Below are 19,363 nucleotides of genomic sequence, written 5' to 3'. Positions count from 1 at the left end.
TCTAAAATCAAGAAATTTTGTGCGAAAATCCAAGAGAAATACGATTTTGTCAAGCTCAAAATTTCAAATGCTAGTTTCGTATAAAAAAACTTAAAAAACACTTTAATTAAGTAAAAATTATATTTACTTAATATTTTTTAGGTGTTGTTTGTAGGTGGTGCTGAATATATGGGTTCCTTTCTTTGTTTTGACGAAATAGAGGTATTTGACATTTGCAGGATTGATGACAGATAAGATTGCTTCCATGCTCACACTCCCAACAGGATATGGTGGTATACCCCTATATTTGTACGTATTGTAAGGAGTTGTGTCTTTTTTGATACGTTCAGGAGTGACCTTTAAATGAGAGTATTGCCCATAATTGAGTGCCCCATCCATTTGTAAGGGCATACCTATTTTGATACGATTGTAAATTACAGCTCCAATAATGGGCATCTCTTCTTTATTGGCTGCTTCTTTTTGGACAATGGATGCTAATGTTACATATCGAAACCATTGTTTTTCATCAAAACGTCCTAAAACTTTTATGGCTAATTGTTTATGTTTCATCATTGATTGATTAATGAGGTATTGCATGAAATAATTAGCACTGATTCCTAGTGGCATTTTGTAAGTATTAGGCAAAATAACACCATCTGGGAAGGAAGTATAGCGATTATAAGCATTCCAAAGATCTTTTTCTTTAAGATTGAAGATTTTACTTGCTTCTTGAATAAAAAAATACATCGTTTCGCCTGGAATTAAGGTAATGTCTTTTAGAGCTGCTTTAGATTTAGTGAGACGGTATAAAAAATCTCCTTTTGTCAATTGAGTATGACCAATATCTATCCAACCGCTTTGAGGTTTACCCATTATCCGTAAAATATACTTATCAAAGCCATTGATGTCAAAATTATTTTTTGATAAATATGATATAATGCTTTTAATTGATCCTTGTGGCATATAAATAACACTGCTTGAATACATAGGAATACTTAAATAAAAAAAGATTGACATTATTATGAGTAGAATCGTATCAAAAAAAATATTGAGTCTTGTTGTATTTTTTGTCATCGTCCTTATACTTCTTTCTACAGGTTATAAAATTTTATCCGATGGGTTTCATATTCAAAATCTAAAAATTGGAAAAGTAGATGTAAGTGGATTATACCTAAAACTAGACAATAAACTTATATTAGATGTTGATAGACTTGATGTTTCTTCTTATTTTACCAATCCAAGTCATGGGGCTTTTGACATAGAGCAATTTACTGAAAATATCAAATATGGGATTTGGGCTATTTCTTATTTTCAGAAATTTTTTATCAAAAATATTATACTTGACAACAATAATCAAGCTTCTGTTATGTATGATGGCAAGCAATATAAGATTGAATTTCCTAATATTCAAGCAAATTTTGCTATTAAGGATAATAATAAAGACATTCATCTCAAAATACTTAATCTTATTTTTAAAGATATTGGTATACGTACAGATGGGAATATTATTTATTCAACACAAAGCAAGAAGCTAGGTTTTGATTTGATACTCTCATCTGTTGAAATGAAAAAAGATACTCTTTATTTACAAGGTATTACTAATCTAAAATCTCTTAGCCTTAAAGCTAAAACTTCTACAATCAAAAATATTGATTATTTGAAACCTTATTTGGAAAAAATTCCTAACAAAGAATTTAAATCTTGGATTTTTGACAAAATACAATTTTCAAGCTTTCGTCTTATCTCGGCTAGTTTTTTGATTGATTTGAATAAAAATCATTTTTTTTCAAGTATCGTAAAAACAGCCAATGTTAAGCTTGAGGTTGAAGATCCACAAGTCTATCTTGAGGATGGACTCAAGCCAATTATTGCAAAGCAAGTTGTTGTAAACGCAGAAAAAGGAAGGATTTTTATAAATATGCAAGATCCTTTTTATGATGGTATTGATTTGAATGGTTCTAATCTCGTACTTTCTAATTTGCTTGATTCTCCCAAGCTTGATATTGATATTGTTTCTCAAAAAGCCCTTTATTTGAAATCTATTAGAGATTTATTGGCTGCTTATGAAATTGATTTACCTATAGATAGTATTAGCTCTCCTATTGATACAAATATTAAGCTTTCTTTACAATTTTTACAAAATTCTGATCCTATTGTGAATGTGAAGGGGGTTTTACATACACAAGAAAGTGATTTTTCTCTTTATGGTATACCTTTGTATTCTGAAAATACAGATGTTTCTTTGGATATTACTCCTCAATATAAGTATGTTTATATTGATAGTATTCATACCAAATATGAAAATATGAGTGATATGGATGTAAAAGTTGCTTTGAATTTGATGGATAAAAATCTTCATATAGACACTAATATTCATAGAATTAAAGTCAGTACTAATAATGATTTGAATACTAAGAGCCTTAAAAATGATTCACAAACACAAATTGTATCAAAAGAGAGGAAAGAGGATGAGTCTAAAACTCCTCATACACAAAGCGATTATCAGATAACACCACTTTCATCGCAGCCATCAAGTGTTCAAACTTTAAAAAGAAAAATTATTGATTCTATTAAAACACAGGCAAAAGCGAATTTTACTAAAGATATTTTTTATGCTACTGGTGATACGCTCTCAAATTTTTCTATCAATATAGATTTTTCAGATCCTCAAAAAATCGCTTTTGATATCCCAGATTTTGAAGTTGATGGCTTGATTGAAGGAGATTTGTATTCAATTAATTTGAGAGATTTGGGCAAATTTTATCCTTATTCTCCAATTATGAATTATTTATCCTTAAAAGAAGGAAATGTCAGTCTTGATACCAATGATTTTGAGAAGATTGATTTTAAAGGGAATTTATTTAATTTAGATACTCCATTTTTGTATAAAAAAGATGGACAGGCAATAAGAAATATATCATTTTCAGGCAAGATTAATAAACAAGGAATGGAATTATCTGCATTGAATGGAGATATTTTTTTAGATGTCAAAGGAGAACAAAAAAATCTTACTTTGAAAGGCTTAGATTTTAATCTTGATGAGTTTATCAAGAGTGAAATCCCTGCAATCAAAGAAGTTTTTGATAGTGATGGTGAAAAACAATCATACACGCAGCAACAAATCATCGATGAAACTCATTTTATCAGAGAAAAACAAAAATATGAACGTTTGCATAATATTGAGCCTGTCATTACGACAATTCAAACAGATGCTATAGATATTACTTATAAAAAACACCATATCTTACTTGATAATACTAATTTAAAATTACAAGATGGAAGGGTTGCGATAGATGGTACTTATAAAAATGGAGTGGTTAATGTTGATATTATTCATGACAATATTTATATAAGGGCAAATAATTTTAGTGGGGATTTTGTCAATCAAGTTCTGAATAAAAACATAGTCAAAGGGGGTCTTTATACACTTTTAGGAGTTTATAAAGATAATGTGTTCAACGCTCAATTGAAGCTTCAAAATACTATTTTTAAAGATTTTGCTCTTTTGCAAAATCTTGTCAATCTTATTGATACTATACCTTCACTCATCGTATTTAAAGATCCAAATCTTGGAGTCGATGGCTATAAGATTGAAAAAGGAAATATTGTTTTTGCTATCAATTCTAAATATATAGGGTTTGAACATATAGATATTACAGGCAGTTCAATGGATGTTAATGGAAATGGAATTATTGAGCTTGGAACAGATGATATCAATATGACTCTCACCATATCTACAATAAAAAATTTCAGTAATATTATCAATAAAATACCTATTGTTGGCTACCTCATACTAGGAAATGAAGGAAAAATATCAACGAATGTGATTGTGAATGGCACATTAGAAAAACCTAATACAAAAATCACTCTAGCTGAAGATATTATTAAGGCTCCAATCAATATTTTTAAGCGACTATTTACGCCCATTGATATTATTGTTGATGAAATAAGAAATGAAATGAAGAAAGAATAAATTTAATATTTGATATTATAATAATTTTAAAACTTATTTGCATTAATAGGAGTCGATAATGACACTTGATGAAGGTGAACAAGGCAAAACTTATAGGATAAATAAAATTGAATTTTGTGATGATGCTTTGAAAAATCGTTTCATTTCTTTTGGTATTACAAAAGATGCTATTGTTACACTTTTGCATTGTACTACCAAGAAGTCAACGCTTGCTATTTCTATCAATGAATCTCAAGTTGCTTTGAGGGATAGAGAAGCAAAATATATTCAAGTAGAGAGCTTTGTTCGTGACGAAAAAACAGAAAATAGATAAAATCAAAAAATCTTTCTTGCAACATTACCAAGATGCAAAAACCGAGCTTAAATATCGAAATATTTATGAGCTTTTGATCGCAGTAATGCTTTCAGCACAATGTACAGATAAAAGAGTCAATATTGTAACACCAGCTTTATTTGCGAAGTATCCATCTGTAGATATTTTGGCAAAAGCTGATATTGATGAGGTTAAAGAATTGATAAAATCTGTTTCTTTCTTTAATAATAAAGCACAAAATCTCATTAAAATGGCAAATCAAGTGATGAATAATTTTGCAGGCAATATACCTACCACTCAAGAAGAGCTTAAAACCCTCTCAGGTGTAGGACAAAAAACAGCCAATGTAGTCTTGATAGAGTATTTTGAAGCTAATTATATGGCAGTAGATACGCATGTTTTCCGTACTTCTCACAGACTTGGATTGAGTGATGCAAAAACAGCTATCCGAACAGAAGAAGAGCTTACCAAGCTTTTTAAAACCGATTTGAGTACTTTGCATCAAGCATTTGTTTTATTTGGTAGATATATTTGTAAGGCTCTTAAGCCTGATTGCAACATTTGTTTTGTAAAGGATTTTTGTATTTCAAAGAATAATTTCAAACCAGTATAAATAAAATATTTCGGTATAATCAGTAAATTTGCCAGATAACAAGGAATTAAATTTTATGGTTTAAAAGGTTTATGATGAGCGAAAAAGAAAACTCTATTTTAGATAAACAAAAAATCCATTCTCAAAAAGATATTGAGTTGGCTACCTATCTTGAAGATTTGATGAATAATTATGAAGGTCTTTTAGATATGGAGGTTATTTTTATGGCTGAATTGGGTGCAACAAAAGTCCCATTGGGCGAGATACTCAAGTTTGAAAAAGGTTCGATTATTGATTTGCAAAAACCTGCAGGTGAGAGTGTTGATACTTTTGTAAATGGTAGGATAATTGGTAAGGGAGAAGTGATGGTATATGAAAAAAATCTTGCCATCAGGCTCAATGAAATTTTAGATTCTAATGCTATTGTTTATTATTTGACAAAGGATTTTTAATTTTATTATGAGAAAAATATTGCTCCTATTAATCAGTTCAATATTCATTGCTCAGAGTGCTGTATTGAAAAATATTGAAGTTTTTAAGCAAGATAAAAATCTTGATGTATTGTTATTGCTTGATGAAACTTTTGATTCTAGGGTTCAGTTTTTTTTGCTGGATAATCAAAAGATTATTGTATTTAAAAATATTTCTTTTGGTGAAAAATGGGAAAAAACATTCAAATCTTCTGTATTGAATTCAATAAATATTTTTTCAAAGAATGATAATCTTTATCTTGTCCCAAAAGGAAATGACGGTTTTGAGATTCAAGCAGCGAAATCAAAAAATGGAAAAATACTGAGGGTTCGTTTTTTACCACAAGATTCTATAGATCATATCAATGTGTTGATGCATAGAGTTCCTGAAGTTAAATTGACTCAAGCAGCCAAAGATTCAAAAAAATATTTTATTAAAGATAATTATCAATATTGGTTAGTTTTAGGAGTTATGGCTTTTTTGATTATCATGCTATTGATTGTTAGGAAGAAATTTAATCTTAAATATTTTGACAATCATAAATCTAATGTAAATGATTTTCAAATCATATCTTCTAAAAATATTGATTCAAATAATAAAATAGTTTTGCTACAAAAACAAAACTATCAATATATCTTATTGTTGGGAAATAGACAAAATATTATGATTGATAAAATCAGTCTTGACAATGTTGAGAGTGACAAAAATTTTTATGTTGACCTTTTGGAATCTTTTGAAGAAAAACAAGGCTTTAAACCAAAAAATGCACGATAAGAGTTCTGAAAAACGTTTTATTGTCGCACTTTTTGTTTCTATATTGCTTCATTTATTAATTGTAATGCTTGTTTATGGTTTGAGTAAATTTACTTTAAGTAAAAAACCACATTTTGAAAAAATTGATGCAAGTAATTTGCTTATTTTAAAAAGAGGTCAATCCCAAAATCCTGACAAACAAAAACCTGGAGCACCTCCTCCAAGTCTTGCAGCGAAGAGTTCAAATGCATCTCAACCTTCACAAGCCCAAATCCCAAAATCCAATACGCAGCCAGATATGCAAAAAAAACAAAGTCAAACTGAACAAAAGAATAAAACAGAAAAAATAGATAAAACCACACAGAAAAAAAAACAAAGAGATTCTCTCCATAAAGCATTGGATAAATATCAAAAAAATTATATTGATCCAAAAAATCTTTCTTTGCTTTCTAGGCAACAGGCTTTAGCTTTTGAGTCTCCAGCACAAATGGCTAATATGAGCAATGAAGACAATAAAGGAATTGATCCTCAAACACAAAAAGATATTGATGATCTTTATGGGGAAGAATTTGGAGATTTGGGTAGTGCAGAAAAAGATTTTATAAAAAACAATTTGCGTGAAATTGGAAGGATCACTCAAAAATATCTTGAATACCCTAGAACAGCAGCTTATTTGGGTCAAGATGGGCAAAATGCTATAGAATTTTATCTCCACCCTAATGGGGATATTACAGGTTTAAAAATTCTTGATGAGTCTGGCTCTATTATTTTAGATAGGAATAGTCTTAAGACTATTGAAATAGCTTATAAGGATTATCCTCGTCCAAGTGTGACCACCTTGATAAGGATACGAGTTAGGTACTTTATGTTTAGGTAATAGAACTTAATATATAGCTCTGTTGTAAGGTTATAAGAAAGAAGTTGCTTCTGTAATGCTTGAAAAAAATAGGATTTTATTGTCTTTGCAAAAATCTTTAGCCTTTTGGACAATCTCACCACCAATAAGTATTGGGACAACTTTATGTTTATAGGATTTTTGTTTGAGTATCTTCACAGAGCCTAAAGGATCTGTCATATCTTGAGGTGTAATGAGCATATAAATATAATCAAGTCCATCAAATGTATCTACAATATCCAAAGTTGATTCATATCTCTGAGCAAGTGCATCACCGATAATATCTATAGGGTTGTTATGAGACCAATTTGAAGGTAAAACTTTATTCAAAGCTTCAATATCTTCTTTTTTTAAGGAATAAAGATTTTTTTCTCTAGCTATGATTGAATCTGTTAATACAGTGCCAGGACCACCTGCATTGGTGATGATAGCAATTTGTTTATTGTTATGAAAGATTGGTTTTAGGATAAGTGCTTCAATATTGTCAACTACACGAACATTTAGGCTTTTCATCAATCCTGCAAACATATTGTAATTACCACTCAAATTGCCAGTATGCGAAAATGCTGCTTTCGCAGCTTCTTCGCTTTTGCCTGATTTGAATAAGAATATTGGTTTGGAACAATTACGGATGCTTTCTAAAAATTCTTTACCTTTGTTTATGCCTTCCAGATAAATTGAAATGCTTTTGCAATTTGCATCTTTTTGTAGCATTGGGATGAGATCGGAGCTTTCTAAATCTACAGCATTCCCTGTACTTAAAATATGAGAGAAACCAATATTGAGTGTATTTGCACTATCCATTAATGCAGCTAATACTGCACCAGATTGCGATATAAATGCCAAGCTACCATTTTTGAGATTGCCTGTTCCAAAGGTGAGATTGAGGTCAGTAGTGCTATTAAAATATCCCAAACAATTTGGACCCAATACATTGAAGTTATTTTGATTGGCGAGTTGTCCTATTTGAATTTCTTCTTGTTCGTGACCGCTTTCTTTGAATCCTGCTGTGATGACAATGAGATTTTTTAGATTTTTTTTAACAAGTGTTTGGATAGTTGGTATTATAAATGGGGCAGGTATCGCTAATACAGCGGTATCAATATCACCTTTTATCTCATCAATATTTTTTAATAAAGGTTTTCCAAGTAATTCACCACCTTTTTGATTGACAAAAAACAATTCCCCTGTAAAATTGATAGCATTTTTTGCTACAGCATAGCCAACTTTTGTTTTATCTGTGCTTGCACCAACGATGACTATTCTTTCATTATGCAGGAAATTATATCGATTAGTGGGTTTTGATTTTTTGATTTGAGGAGTTTCTTTTAATATTCGAGCATCTACAGCTATAAGTCCTTTTGCTGTTAGTTTGAGTGGATTGATATCTAGTTCTTTGATATCTGGATTTTCTTCAATGAGTTTTTGAATATTTTTGATGAGTTTAATGACTTCATCTATTTGATGTGTGCTTCCTCGATAACCTTCAAATAATTTTGAGATTTTAGTTGTTTTAAAGGCTCGTAAAATTTCATCTTCTTGAGCTTTTGAATCAATGTAGCATATATCTTTGTAAAGCTCTAAATAAATACCTCCTTTGCCAAAAAGGATAACATCTTCAAAGGTTTGATCTTTTACGGTTCCTGCATATAATTCTTCCCCATTAATCATTTGTGTAATTATGAAACAGTCTTTTTCATCAAGTGGAATATTATGCACTTTTTGTATTTTTTCCTTCATTTTTTCTCTGGCATTTTTGAGTTCTTCGTTAGAGTTTAAATTGAGAATAACACCACCTACATCGCTTTTATGAACTATTTTTGGAGATTGGATTTTTAAAACAGCTGGGAAGAAATCAATATTTATTTCTTCTTCCATTCCTAGAACTTTACATTTAGGTGTTTTAATCCCATATTTTCCGAGCCATTGGTATAATTCGCTCTCTGTCATATAATTTCCTTCGTATATTTTGCTTATATTTGTATTATAGATTAATTTTTAAGTTTGTGGGATAAGTTTTTATTTTTTTATCAAAAATTATTTTTAATTGGTGTATGATTGACATCAAAAAATTTCAAGGAAAGATGATGAAAGAATATTTAGGATTTGGCGTAGCTGGAAATTTTGCTAATCATTTAGAGCAAGCAGGTGAATCTAATGATTTTTCCGATATAGTTGCTGATGAAGATGGTGCACCAAAGGGCATTTTTCCTTTTTATATTCCACAGAGTGCTACGCCATTGGGTAGATATTGTATTAATAATCAGGCTATTATTTTACCTGAAGACCCTAGTTTTAATGTTCAAGCAGAGCCAGAAGTTGCACTTGAATGTGAACTTTTATACCAAGATCAAAAGGTTATTGAAGTTATCCCAAAATTTTTTATGGCTTTTAATGATGCTTCTGTGAGGAACGATAAGAATGCGAAAAAACTCTCCCAAAAGAAAAATTTTTCACCAGGCTCTAAAGCTATGGGTAAAAAAATCCCTATTGATTGCTTTGCACATGGAGGTATTTGTGATGATTACTCATTAGCCTCTTTTTTGATGTTTGATGATAAAATAGAGTTATATGGAGAATGTAGCGAACTTGTTAGCTATAGTTATTTTTATCAAAAGCTCATAGATTGGATAAAAAATAAGCTCAATACACAAAAAGAATTTTCAGTTCTAGAAGATTTGAGTGAAATACTCAAACAATCAAATTATCCTTCAAAAATCATTATTGCGATCGGAGCTACGCGTTATACACATCTTGCTGAAACAAGATTTTTAAAAAGAGGGGATAAGATTGCTATAGTTGTTTTCAATCATAAAGAATATACTATTGAAGAGATAAAGAGTCTTGTTCATAAAAAGTGTATTCCTACAGAATTAAAAGATATTTCTATTATTTGTCAAGAAGTCAAATGATTTCAAGAAGTGCTTAATAAAATTACTGAAATGATGACAAGAAGCATTCCAATCCAGCCAATAATCCCAAGCCTTTCATTAAAAAACAAATGCCCCCCAATGATCGTTCCAATGATGCCTAAAGCTCCCCATATAGAGTAAGCTATACTCAAAGGGATAACCTGAATGGTAAAAGAAAGTGTGCTGAAAGCACCTAAAACAAGGATAATGGCAGTTATACCTAAAGATTTGTTTTTGAAACCTTCAGATTTCTTCAATAACAGATTGGCAAGCACATCTAAAAAAGCTCCGATGATGAGGAAAACAAAATAAATACTCATTTTTTTTCACTTATATTGATGAGGATAATACCAATAATACCAATAGCAATCCCTATTTTTTGATTCAATGTGAGTATTTCTCCAAATACGGTTGTTCCTATGATTACAACCAAGCATAATCCTATGACTTCCCAAATTGCATAGGCAGTCCCTACTGGTATACTACGGATAGAAAGTCCCATAAAGCAATACGATAGAATGATGCAAAAACTCATTGTTGCATATCCCCACAGCATCCCTTCAGATATTTTTAGAGAAATAGTTGCTAGGACTTCTGTGATAATGGCTATCAATAAAAATATCCATGCTTTCATTTTAAATTTTCAGATTTTTTGATATATAGCAATAATATAAAAGATAAGATTATCATTGCTATGCTTAGGATTTGACCCATACTCAAGTGGAACAGATAATAGCCCATTTGAGGATCGGGTTCACGCCAAAATTCAGCGATAAAACGCATAAGACCATAAGAGATACCATATATGACAATTAGTATGCCTTGTGTTTTGAATATTTTTTTTCCAAACCATACTATTATAAAAACTATTACTCCTTCTAAAAATGCTTCAATCAGTTGACTAGGATATCTTAAAACATGATTGACCAAAATCCCAATTTTTTGACCTAAAATATCATTTTCAGGCACAGGACGTCCATATAGCTCTTGATTAAGAAAATTTCCTATTCTCCCAAAGATATAGCCAACTGGGACGCTTAATGCCACCAAATCCATATAAACTAATAATTTTTCTTTTTTCTTGTAAGAAAAAAGTATGGAGGCGATTAAAAATCCTATCAATGCTCCATGATAGCTCATTCCACGAATCCCTATAAAATTCCCTTGCGTATCAAATGGATTGAAAATTTGCCAAGGATAGATCAGATAATATAAAGTATCAGGTTCATAAATGATTATGTATCCAATCCTTGCACCTAATATCACTCCAATTTCCACCCAAATGAAATAGCTTTCAAGGTTTTTGTTTGATATAGGGAATCTTTTGGGATCATTTTTAATAAATTTTTTTGCTGCATACAAAGCAACAAGCAATGAGAGTACATAAGCAATACCATACCAATGCACTTGAATTCCAAATATTTCAAAAGCCACTGGGTTAAATTTTGTGTAAATTTCATTCCAAACACTATACATTATTGTCCTTTTTGAGTTGTTTATTCTATTTGTTTGATATTTATTTCAAATTTTTTGTCTAATCCGAGCATTTTGAATAAATTAATGAGCTTGTAATCATTGGTGCTGATTTTAATATTTATTTCATCATTTTCTTTGAGTTTAAGCAGGTAGCCTATTGCATAAGAATTCATTGGATAAGTATTGATAAAAAATATTTCTAGTGTCTTGTTAGGTTCTTGTTGAAAAGATTCTATGATTGGATCAATTTCTTCTTTGAATTCTAAAAAATCATGATAGGTTTTGATTTTTCCTTTATATTTTATGAAAAATTCATTTTTTTGTAATTGAATTATTGAAATATCCATTATTCTCCTATAGTAAAAAAGATTTTTTCAATAATCTTTTTTCCTGTGATTTGATGAGAGTATTTTTTGCAGAAGTATTGTATTATTTTTTTGCCATTTTGATTGGAATATTGAATTGGTTTTTTTGATATTGGTTTTGAGTAAGGGGAGATTTTGTAGCAAATTATTATTTCAAGTTCATTGTTTTGGATGTTGAAATTGAGATTAATGGGCTGTTTTTTTGATTTCAAATTCCCTTGATAAATGTTATCTTTAGTATAGTTACAAATAGAATGCTCAAGAATATTAGCAAGTACTTCAAAAAGTACTAGACTGATGTTATGTGTGTCTTCTAACCCGAGTATTGTGGGTAGTTTTTCAATCAATACATCAACTTCTTTAAAATTTGAGTAGAGTTTATAATTGATGAAATTCATTAGGGGCTTCGGAAGTAAAGTTGTATCCTAGAAGAGATATTTTATGGGCGTGGAGCATTAAACGTTTTGCATTTGAGTTCCCATAAAGCATATCTCCAATGATAGGGTGTTGTATGCTTTTGAGGTGGACTCTTATTTGGTGAGTGCGACCTGTTTTGATGATAATTTGAATTAGGGTTTTTTTGCCAATCAGACGAATAGGTTTGATATATGTTTGTGCATTCAAGCCATCTTTTGAAATCTTACTTTTAGCATGGGTTGTTTTGATAGTGAGTATGGGTTTATTTATTTCACATTCTTCGCTGATAATACCTTCTACTATTGCAAGGTATTCTTTATAGACTTTTTGCTCTTTGAAAGCTGTTTTTGCCTCTGAATAAAAGGGAGTATCTTTTTTGGTGAGTAGGATAACGCCACTTGTTTCTTTATCAAGTCTATGTAGGAGTGTCCAGTTTTTGAACATTCCGGCAAGTTGATAGCTTTCAATAAAAGGTGGTTTATTGATGGCTAAGATATTTTGATCTTCAAAGATTATTTTTGGTTTTTCAAGCGTGGTGATTTTAAACACTGAATTATCAGGAAGTTCTGAACGTGCAATAGTGATTTTTTTACCATTGCAGGTTATGAGTCCTTCATCAATAAGGGATTTAGCTTTTTTATTAGATATCTTTTCTTGAATGCTTAAAAGTTTGTAGGCTTTTTCCATTCATTTTCCTTTGTGATGATTGTAATCAGAGTATTTAGTTTATTTTTTTGATCTTTGATCCTAGTTTTTGGTAGAGATTGATAGGATTCTAGAGTTTTATATAATTGATTTTGTTCTATGATTTTATAGCCATCAATGGAATCAAATAAAGCAGTTTGATTGAAAATATGAGGACCACTAATAAGCTTGGTATTAAAAAATGCACATTCTAGTGGATTATGACCACCTATTTTAGCAAAAGAACCCCCTAAAATTACGATATCTGCTATTGGATAAAGGTTATTGAGTTCACCTAAAGTATCAATCAGTAAAATATCACAATTTGAATCAAAACCATTTTGTGAAAAGATTTTGAATGTGAATGATGTTGGCTGTATTTTTTTTATCAATCTTGCTACTTCATTAAAACGTTGAGGGTGTCTAGGAGCCACAATGAGCCAAATGTTTGGGATGGTTTTTTTTAATTCTAAAAAAGTTTTTAAAATTAGCTCTTCTTCTCCATAATGAGTGCTTGCAGCTATTATTGTTGGGTTGGAACTTTTGGGGTAATGAGTGTTGACTTTTGGAGTTGAGAGGATTTTGAGATTACCAAATATTTTTATATTTTTTGCTCCTAATGTTTGGAGCCTGGAGACATCTTTTTGTTCTTGTGCAAGGGTAATGTCAACTAGTTTAAAGATATTTTTATAAAACCAAGCAAATTTTTTATATTTAGGATAGGAATGGGTTGAAATCCTAGCATTAATAAGCATTGTGGTTGCACTGATTTTTTTAGCTATGAAGAAGAAAGAATACCATAATTCAGCTTCAGTTACTACAAGAGTTTTTAGTGACTTTAATCTATTTTTCCAAAAAGGTATGAAGATTTCAAAAGGAAGGTATTTTATCTGTATGTATGAATGATTCGCATAGGTTTTACTGGCTAGTTCAAAACCTGTTTGAGTAATGGTTGTGATTAGAATAGGTTGTTTTGGCATCCCCATAATGATAGGTTCTAAGGATTTTATTTCTCCATAAGAACAAGCGTGAAACCAATAATGAGGATCTATACATAGCGAAAAATCTTTTAAAAAAAATCTTACAGGTATAGATTGTCTGTATTTGGATTTTAGTGAATTTACAAGTAGCAAAGGGATTGAGATAATATAAACGCAAAAGAAAATAAAATAATATATCACCACAAACATTAAATTACTTTAGTTGCTTTCCTCATATAGGATTCTACCACAATGTGGACAAGTAATAATATCTGTGCTTTTGATAATTTCTGTATATACCCTATCATTTATCCTGATAAAACAGCCCCCACAAGCTTGTTTTCTGACTGGGACAACGCTAGAATTTTTAGCCCATTTCCTGACTTTTTCATAAAAACTAATGAGTTTTTGATCCATCATGACGATAAGTTTTTGTTTTTTATCAAATATTTCTTGTTGCTGTGCTTTGATTTCTTCAATATCTTTGCTTACTTTTTTTTCAAGATCATTTATGACTTCATCAAGTTTTAAAATCTCATCTTGAATTATTTTTTGAGTTTGAGATTTGTGATCCAGTGTGTTTTGAAGTCTTTGAATTTCTTGATTGGCTTGAGAGGATTGTTCTTTTGCAATTTCTTCTTCTATGTTGAGTGCTTTGAGTTCTCTTTCAGAACGAACTTCAGATATTTTTTTATAAATACTTTCTAGTTTTACACTCACATCTTGTAACACTTGCTCATTCCTCAAAATTTGAAGTTTGATGTCTTTTTTTTCTTCTTCAAGATTGAGGAATTCTGATTGTTTTATTTCCTTGGAACGGATAGTTTTATCTAATTCACTTCTTTTGAGCTGAATTTTAGGCTCTAAACTATCAATTTCTTTGTCAAGATTTGAGATTTGAATGAGTTGCTCAAGATGTTTGTTCATATATTGTCCTTATAAGTATGCGAATGGATTCTTAGAATCCTTAATTATAACCTGATAACCCTTAGTTTTCAAAATAGTTTCTATAATTTGTGCAAAAAATTTTTCGCTTGAGTAATGTTCAACATCAATAAGACTGATATTGAGCGATTTTGCTATCATTGCATCATGGTATTTGATATCACCTGTAATCAGGCAAGAATTTTTAGGTAATTTTCTCTGATATAAAAAAGATGAACCTGCACCACAAACTACAGATATAAAATCAATTTTATCAGAACTCTTCGTGTATTTTATAGTAGGGATATCTAAAGTTTTTTTGATATTTTTAACCAGACACATAAAGTCTAAGTTTGATACTTTTTTGCTCAGAGCAAAACCATCTTGCTTTAGATTTTTCAAGCCTAAAATATTTTTTGCAAAATAATGATTAAGGTGGGTGCAGTCAAAATTCGTATGCAAGGAGATTAAAGAACAATTTTTTTCTATGAGTATTTTGGCAATATTGATTGGATATGTGTCATAATCAAAGGATTTGAGCGATTTGAAGATCAAAGGATGATGAGTGATAATAAGGCTTTGAGGCAAAACATCATTGGCAATTTGAGTGTTGATTTCTAAGCAGGCGTAAATATTTTTAAATTCTTGTTCTTGACTTCCAAGATTGAGTCCACTATTATCCCAATTTTCTTGAAGTTCAAAAGGAGAAATTATATTGAGTAGATCGAAAATTTCACAAACTTTATTCATTGTGCTCAATCCTTTTTAGCCTTCCTTCACGTTCTTTTTCTTGTTCTTTATATAGGGTTGCACAGCCCTTAGCAATTTCACGAATTTTTAGGATATAGTTTTGTCTTTGGGTGACTGAAATAGCTTTTCTAGCATCTAAAATATTGAAAAAATGTGAACTTAACATTGTGTAATCATATGCCACAAGAGGGATATTTGCTTCAAGGCATCTTTTTGCTTCGTTTTGAGTTTTTTCAAATAATTCAAATAACATTTTTATATCCGCGATTTCAAAATGATATTTGCTGAATTGGTATTCTCCTTCTAAGTGTACATCAGCATAATTTATGATGGTATTATCAGATTTTTTTGTCCATTGGATATCAAAAATAGATTCTACAGATTGAATAGACATTGCCAAACGTTCGACGCCATAAGTTATCTCGACAGGCACAGGATCGCAAGTGATACCCCCTACTTGTTGAAAATAAGTAAATTGTGTGATCTCCATTCCATCTAACCATACTTCCCATCCAAGTCCCCAAGCACCAAGAGTGGGAGATTCCCAGTTATCTTCAACGAATCTTATATCATGTTCTTTAGTATTGAGTCCTAAAACTTCAAGGCTTTTTAAATAAAGTTCTTGAATATCTTTAGGGCTAGGTTTGATGATGACTTGGAATTGATAATAGCTGCCTAGTCGATTTGGATTTTGTCCATATCTCCCATCTGTAGGACGTCTTGATGGGGCTACATATGCCGCACTCCAAGCTTTGCTATCTAAACTATGGAGCAAGGTCGCAGGATGAAAAGTGCCAGCTCCTGCCGGTATATCATAAGGTTGGACGATCAAGCATCCTTGATTTTTCCAAAAATCTTGAAGCTTGAGCAAAATGTCTGAAAAGCTATTTTTATTTGTAGGCATAAATGTCCTTTGTTGGGGAATAATTTCATTTCTTCATTAAAGTATTCATACTTTCTAGGGGGCTTTTGCCTTGAATGATTTCTTGAACTTCTGTGGCAATAGGAGTATATATACCTTTTTTCTGTGCGATTTGATTGATTGCTTTGGAGGTTTTGATACCTTCGGCTACTTCTCCTATTTCACTCAAGATGTTTTCAATAGATTGATTTTGAGCTAAGCCTAAGCCAACCCTATAGTTTCTTGAAAGTAATGAGTTTGCACTCAAGAATAAATCTCCTGCACCTGATAGACCTAAGAATGTTTGCATTTTTGCCCCGAAGTATTCGCCAAATCGAGACATTTCTATCAAGCCACGTGATAAGAGTGAAGCTTTGGCATTTTCACCAAGCCTAAGTCCATCGCAAATTCCTCCAGCTATAGCAATTACATTTTTATAAGCACCTGCTATTTCTCCTCCAATGATATCATCTTTAATATAAGGTTTAATGAATGTGGGCATTAGATTAGCAAACTCTTGTGCTAGAAAAGGGTTATTTGAATGGATTGCCAAAGCACAAGGTAGTCCTAAATTAACTTCTTTTGCAAAACTAGGACCTGCTAAAAAGCAAAGATTTTCTATGGGTAGGAAATTTTGAGCAATTTGACTCACAAAAGACCCGCTACCTTCTTCAATCCCTTTGCTTGCTAATAATATTTTTGAATTTTTATTCAAAGAAGTCTTTTCAAACCATTCTCTTAGAGCTTGAGCAGTGATAGCAATCACAAAATATTCAGAATCTAAACTCTTTGATAGTGAACATTGTGAGATATTAATATTTTTGATATTGTTTGATGGGTTCAATAAAGATGAAATATCTCTTCTAGAGACAATACAAACTTCATTTTTTTGTCCAAAAGCAAAGGCTAGGGCTCTTCCCCAAGCTCCACCACCAAAAATTGTGATTTTCATTTTACCTCTTAAGACTTTTAGTTAAAGGTATTTTATCATATAAATGGATTTTGAGATTTATTAAAGGAATTTAATTGTAAGTATAAACCTACACAGATAGCAATAAAGCCTAAAAATGCTAAATAATATCCTATCCACATTGGGTTATAATTGCTTAAGGAAATCACAAGGATAGGTGCAAGTCCACCAAATAATGCATAAGCAAGATTATATGAAAAAGATAATCCGCTGAATCGAATATTTGGACGAAAGATATTGACCATTATCAAAGGTGTGAAATTCATTATTCCACCGAAAAATCCTGATAACACATACCAAATAAAAATATTTGAAACAACCCCTCCACTATATAGATTATGAAAATAAATCAGATTAGAGATACTAAAAGCCACTCCAAAAGTACAGCAAGTTTTAGCAATGCCAAATTTATCTGCTAAGATTCCTGAAATGATACAACCAAGAGCTACACTAAATATTGTGAGCATTTGAATCAATATGATATTTATGTTTGGGGTTTGAAGGATTTTTTGCATCATATTTGGCATCAATAAAACCAAGACAATAATGCAGCCTGTAAGTACCCAAGTCATTAGAGTAGAGATCAATATGCCAATTTTAGAGGTCTTTAAAACTTCTTTAATAGGTAATTTGACTAAAGTTTTATTTGCTTGCATTTCTTTAAAAATAGGTGTTTCTTGTAAATATTTCCTCAAAAAAATGGAGATAATACCAAATACCCCTCCTAAAATAAAAGGGATTCTCCAAGCAAAATTACTTATTTGTTCGCTTGTGAATAAAATGTTGATGAAAAAAGTTACAATAGAGCCTAGCAAGATTCCACCTACTACACATCCTGTTAGGATTCCTAATGCAAATCCCAAATGTTTTTTATTGACATGTTCAGAAATAAATACCCAAGCACCCGGTAGCTCTCCACCAATGGCAATACCTTGCAATATCCTCACGAGCAATAAGATTGTAGGAGCAAAATATCCAATCACTTCAAAAGTAGGCAATATACCGACTAAAAAAGTAGGGATAACCATAAGCAATATTGAAAGCATAAACATTTTTTTTCTTCCTGTTTTGTCTCCAAAATGTGCCATGATGATACCACCTAAGGGTCTAGCAAAATACCCTGCAGCAAATGCACCATAAGTATTAAGTGAACTCCAAAAAGGGTTTAGATTTGTAGGGAAAAATAAATGAGAGATTACATTTGCAAAAAAGATAAAAATAATAAAATCATAAAATTCTAATGTTCCTCCCAAAGATGAAAGCGAAAGCGTTTTGATGTCTTGTTTATTGAGAGTTCTTTTCTGAGCATTATCCTTGATTTGTATTTTCATTTTATTTGCCCTTTATTAAGAGTTTGATTTTATGAAGATAAAAATAGAGATATTATAATTTAAAAATTTGTATTTTTACTTAAATTTTTTTCATCTAAAATCATTGGCTGCTTAAAGATTTAAATCAAGATAGGCAAATCTGTTGGTTATTGAAACCAAATAAAAAATTTTAAAATATTTTTTAAGACTTATTGTATTAGCAAGTAATATAGATTAAATTTTATAAACACCCCTCCCCATTTTTTTTTAATTAACAACATAGGATCTCAAGCATAGTTATGAATTTTTAGCATTTTTGGGTATAACGGGGTGGTTTGTATTTTAATAAACAAATAAGCTAAATAAAATAAAAAAACCAAACAAATTAAAGAATATGTTTTTGATAAACAAAGATTTATTTTAAAAATAAATCTATCTGTTAAATCTAACTATCAATATGTATTGATTATCTATCCTATCTATCCTATTGAATCTATCAAATCAAACTATCAAATCTATCTAATCTATCTAATCTATCTAATCTAAATCTATTAAAACTATCAAATCTATTAAATCTATTATTTCCAATCTTTCAATGAACTAAAACTACTTATTGAATCCAAAACCTTGAAGGTTTTAGAACTTCCATCTAGCTCCTAGATTTATCATTCCATATTGATTGATATTGCCTAGCTTTG

21 protein-coding genes are annotated in these 19,363 nt (G+C 30.7%); 7 read left to right on the top strand and 14 right to left on the bottom strand.

Annotated features, from left to right (window positions below; all coding sequences use genetic code 11):
* Positions 1 to 123: 123 nt before the first annotated feature.
* Entirely contained in the window at positions 124 to 1,053 is a 930-nt protein-coding gene (gene mltG, locus BKH44_RS05990; protein WP_095271357.1) for an endolytic transglycosylase MltG, read from the bottom strand.
* Here mltG and BKH44_RS05985 point away from each other — a divergent pair.
* From BKH44_RS05985 to BKH44_RS05960, 6 genes are all read left to right on the top strand, one after another.
* Positions 1,001 to 3,952 carry an AsmA-like C-terminal domain-containing protein gene (locus tag BKH44_RS05985; RefSeq protein ID WP_095271206.1) on the top strand — a complete coding sequence of 984 codons (2,952 nt, stop codon included), beginning with the start codon at positions 1,001 to 1,003 and terminating at the stop codon, positions 3,950 to 3,952. The genes mltG and BKH44_RS05985 overlap by 53 nt on opposite strands.
* A gap of 58 nt (positions 3,953 to 4,010) precedes the next feature.
* Positions 4,011 to 4,265, top strand: coding sequence for a FeoA family protein (locus tag BKH44_RS05980; protein ID WP_095271205.1), 255 nt, complete (start codon positions 4,011 to 4,013; stop codon positions 4,263 to 4,265).
* Complete coding sequence (gene nth, locus BKH44_RS05975) at positions 4,240 to 4,878, top strand: endonuclease III (RefSeq protein ID WP_095271202.1); 639 nt, start codon at positions 4,240 to 4,242, stop codon at positions 4,876 to 4,878. The genes BKH44_RS05980 and nth overlap by 26 nt, the downstream gene beginning before the upstream one ends.
* 74 nt (positions 4,879 to 4,952) lie before the next feature.
* On the top strand, positions 4,953 to 5,309 hold the full coding sequence (gene fliN, locus BKH44_RS05970) for a flagellar motor switch protein FliN (protein WP_095271199.1): 357 nt from the start codon (positions 4,953 to 4,955) through the stop codon (positions 5,307 to 5,309).
* A gap of 7 nt (positions 5,310 to 5,316) precedes the next feature.
* Positions 5,317 to 6,102 (top strand): hypothetical protein, encoded by a 786-nt coding sequence (locus BKH44_RS05965; protein WP_095271196.1) that lies wholly within the window; start codon positions 5,317 to 5,319, stop codon positions 6,100 to 6,102.
* Positions 6,062 to 6,958 (top strand): energy transducer TonB, encoded by an 897-nt coding sequence (locus tag BKH44_RS05960; protein ID WP_257842608.1) that lies wholly within the window; start codon positions 6,062 to 6,064, stop codon positions 6,956 to 6,958. The genes BKH44_RS05965 and BKH44_RS05960 overlap by 41 nt, the downstream gene beginning before the upstream one ends.
* Positions 6,959 to 6,988: 30 nt before the next feature.
* Here the strand turns inward: BKH44_RS05960 and BKH44_RS05955 are convergent, their stop codons facing one another.
* Positions 6,989 to 8,926 (bottom strand): acetate--CoA ligase family protein, encoded by a 1,938-nt coding sequence (locus BKH44_RS05955; protein WP_095271193.1) that lies wholly within the window; start codon positions 8,924 to 8,926, stop codon positions 6,989 to 6,991.
* 137 nt (positions 8,927 to 9,063) lie between these two features.
* Between BKH44_RS05955 and BKH44_RS05950 the strand changes: the two genes are divergently transcribed.
* Complete coding sequence (locus BKH44_RS05950; protein WP_095271190.1) at positions 9,064 to 9,888, top strand: DUF5718 family protein; 825 nt, start codon at positions 9,064 to 9,066, stop codon at positions 9,886 to 9,888.
* A 2-nt stretch (positions 9,889 to 9,890) separates the two neighbouring features.
* On the opposite strand, the gene BKH44_RS05945 is transcribed toward BKH44_RS05950, so the two are convergent.
* Genes BKH44_RS05945 through BKH44_RS05890 form a run of 12 tightly spaced genes read right to left on the bottom strand, consistent with a single transcriptional unit; the run spans position 9,891 to position 18,686 of the window.
* Entirely contained in the window at positions 9,891 to 10,202 is a 312-nt protein-coding gene (locus BKH44_RS05945; RefSeq protein WP_257842611.1) for an SMR family transporter, read from the bottom strand.
* 2 nt (positions 10,203 to 10,204) lie between these two features.
* Positions 10,205 to 10,522, bottom strand: coding sequence for an SMR family transporter (locus BKH44_RS05940; protein WP_095271185.1), 318 nt, complete (start codon positions 10,520 to 10,522; stop codon positions 10,205 to 10,207).
* On the bottom strand, positions 10,519 to 11,364 hold the full coding sequence (lgt, locus tag BKH44_RS05935; protein WP_095271182.1) for a prolipoprotein diacylglyceryl transferase: 846 nt from the start codon (positions 11,362 to 11,364) through the stop codon (positions 10,519 to 10,521). The genes BKH44_RS05940 and lgt overlap by 4 nt, the downstream gene beginning before the upstream one ends.
* A 20-nt stretch (positions 11,365 to 11,384) precedes the next feature.
* On the bottom strand, positions 11,385 to 11,711 hold the full coding sequence (locus BKH44_RS05930) for a hypothetical protein (protein ID WP_095271180.1): 327 nt from the start codon (positions 11,709 to 11,711) through the stop codon (positions 11,385 to 11,387).
* Entirely contained in the window at positions 11,711 to 12,127 is a 417-nt protein-coding gene (locus tag BKH44_RS05925; RefSeq protein ID WP_095271177.1) for a hypothetical protein, read from the bottom strand. The genes BKH44_RS05930 and BKH44_RS05925 overlap by 1 nt, the downstream gene beginning before the upstream one ends.
* Positions 12,108 to 12,833 (bottom strand): RluA family pseudouridine synthase, encoded by a 726-nt coding sequence (locus BKH44_RS05920; RefSeq protein WP_095271175.1) that lies wholly within the window; start codon positions 12,831 to 12,833, stop codon positions 12,108 to 12,110. The genes BKH44_RS05925 and BKH44_RS05920 overlap by 20 nt, the downstream gene beginning before the upstream one ends.
* The gene (waaA, locus tag BKH44_RS05915) at positions 12,809 to 14,020 is read right to left on the bottom strand and encodes a lipid IV(A) 3-deoxy-D-manno-octulosonic acid transferase (protein ID WP_095271172.1); all 1,212 of its coding nucleotides are present in this window, start codon (positions 14,018 to 14,020) and stop codon (positions 12,809 to 12,811) included. Before waaA ends, BKH44_RS05920 begins: the two co-directional genes overlap by 25 nt.
* A 9-nt stretch (positions 14,021 to 14,029) precedes the next feature.
* Complete coding sequence (locus BKH44_RS05910; protein WP_095271169.1) at positions 14,030 to 14,737, bottom strand: zinc ribbon domain-containing protein; 708 nt, start codon at positions 14,735 to 14,737, stop codon at positions 14,030 to 14,032.
* Positions 14,738 to 14,746: 9 nt separating this feature from the next.
* A complete protein-coding gene (locus tag BKH44_RS05905; protein ID WP_095271166.1) occupies positions 14,747 to 15,484 on the bottom strand; it encodes a Nif3-like dinuclear metal center hexameric protein in 738 nt (245 codons plus the stop codon).
* Positions 15,477 to 16,388 carry a glycine--tRNA ligase subunit alpha gene (gene glyQ, locus BKH44_RS05900; RefSeq protein WP_095271163.1) on the bottom strand — a complete coding sequence of 304 codons (912 nt, stop codon included), beginning with the start codon at positions 16,386 to 16,388 and terminating at the stop codon, positions 15,477 to 15,479. Before glyQ ends, BKH44_RS05905 begins: the two co-directional genes overlap by 8 nt.
* A gap of 25 nt (positions 16,389 to 16,413) precedes the next feature.
* Positions 16,414 to 17,337, bottom strand: a complete 924-nt coding sequence (locus BKH44_RS05895) for an NAD(P)H-dependent glycerol-3-phosphate dehydrogenase (RefSeq protein WP_095271161.1) — start codon at positions 17,335 to 17,337, stop codon at positions 16,414 to 16,416.
* A gap of 35 nt (positions 17,338 to 17,372) precedes the next feature.
* Positions 17,373 to 18,686, bottom strand: a complete 1,314-nt coding sequence (locus BKH44_RS05890; RefSeq protein ID WP_095271159.1) for an MFS transporter — start codon at positions 18,684 to 18,686, stop codon at positions 17,373 to 17,375.
* Positions 18,687 to 19,363 lie beyond the last annotated feature (677 nt).

The organism is Helicobacter sp. 13S00477-4, assembly GCF_002272785.1.
Classification (GTDB): Bacteria; Campylobacterota; Campylobacteria; order Campylobacterales; family Helicobacteraceae; genus Helicobacter_J.
Note: the sequence above shows the minus strand (reverse complement) of the source record. Positions and strands in the feature narration are given on the sequence as shown.

Excerpts from the sequence above, each read along its gene's own strand:
- fliN (WP_095271199.1), top strand. The coding sequence starts at position 4,953 with ATGAGCGAAAAAGAAAACTCTATTTTAGATAAACAAAAAATCCATTCT.
- BKH44_RS05950 (WP_095271190.1), top strand. The coding sequence starts at position 9,064 with ATGAAAGAATATTTAGGATTTGGCGTAGCTGGAAATTTTGCTAATCAT.
- BKH44_RS05925 (WP_095271177.1), bottom strand. The coding sequence starts at position 12,127 with ATGAATTTCATCAATTATAAACTCTACTCAAATTTTAAAGAAGTTGAT.
- BKH44_RS05920 (WP_095271175.1), bottom strand. The coding sequence starts at position 12,833 with ATGGAAAAAGCCTACAAACTTTTAAGCATTCAAGAAAAGATATCTAAT.
- mltG (WP_095271357.1), bottom strand. The coding sequence starts at position 1,053 with ATGACAAAAAATACAACAAGACTCAATATTTTTTTTGATACGATTCTA.
- BKH44_RS05980 (WP_095271205.1), top strand. The coding sequence starts at position 4,011 with ATGACACTTGATGAAGGTGAACAAGGCAAAACTTATAGGATAAATAAA.
- BKH44_RS05965 (WP_095271196.1), top strand. The coding sequence starts at position 5,317 with ATGAGAAAAATATTGCTCCTATTAATCAGTTCAATATTCATTGCTCAG.
- BKH44_RS05905 (WP_095271166.1), bottom strand. The coding sequence starts at position 15,484 with ATGAATAAAGTTTGTGAAATTTTCGATCTACTCAATATAATTTCTCCT.
- BKH44_RS05930 (WP_095271180.1), bottom strand. The coding sequence starts at position 11,711 with ATGGATATTTCAATAATTCAATTACAAAAAAATGAATTTTTCATAAAA.
- BKH44_RS05890 (WP_095271159.1), bottom strand. The coding sequence starts at position 18,686 with ATGAAAATACAAATCAAGGATAATGCTCAGAAAAGAACTCTCAATAAA.
- waaA (WP_095271172.1), bottom strand. The coding sequence starts at position 14,020 with ATGTTTGTGGTGATATATTATTTTATTTTCTTTTGCGTTTATATTATC.
- BKH44_RS05985 (WP_095271206.1), top strand. The coding sequence starts at position 1,001 with ATGAGTAGAATCGTATCAAAAAAAATATTGAGTCTTGTTGTATTTTTT.
- glyQ (WP_095271163.1), bottom strand. The coding sequence starts at position 16,388 with ATGCCTACAAATAAAAATAGCTTTTCAGACATTTTGCTCAAGCTTCAA.
- BKH44_RS05895 (WP_095271161.1), bottom strand. The coding sequence starts at position 17,337 with ATGAAAATCACAATTTTTGGTGGTGGAGCTTGGGGAAGAGCCCTAGCC.
- lgt (WP_095271182.1), bottom strand. The coding sequence starts at position 11,364 with ATGTATAGTGTTTGGAATGAAATTTACACAAAATTTAACCCAGTGGCT.
- BKH44_RS05940 (WP_095271185.1), bottom strand. The coding sequence starts at position 10,522 with ATGAAAGCATGGATATTTTTATTGATAGCCATTATCACAGAAGTCCTA.
- BKH44_RS05910 (WP_095271169.1), bottom strand. The coding sequence starts at position 14,737 with ATGAACAAACATCTTGAGCAACTCATTCAAATCTCAAATCTTGACAAA.
- BKH44_RS05955 (WP_095271193.1), bottom strand. The coding sequence starts at position 8,926 with ATGACAGAGAGCGAATTATACCAATGGCTCGGAAAATATGGGATTAAA.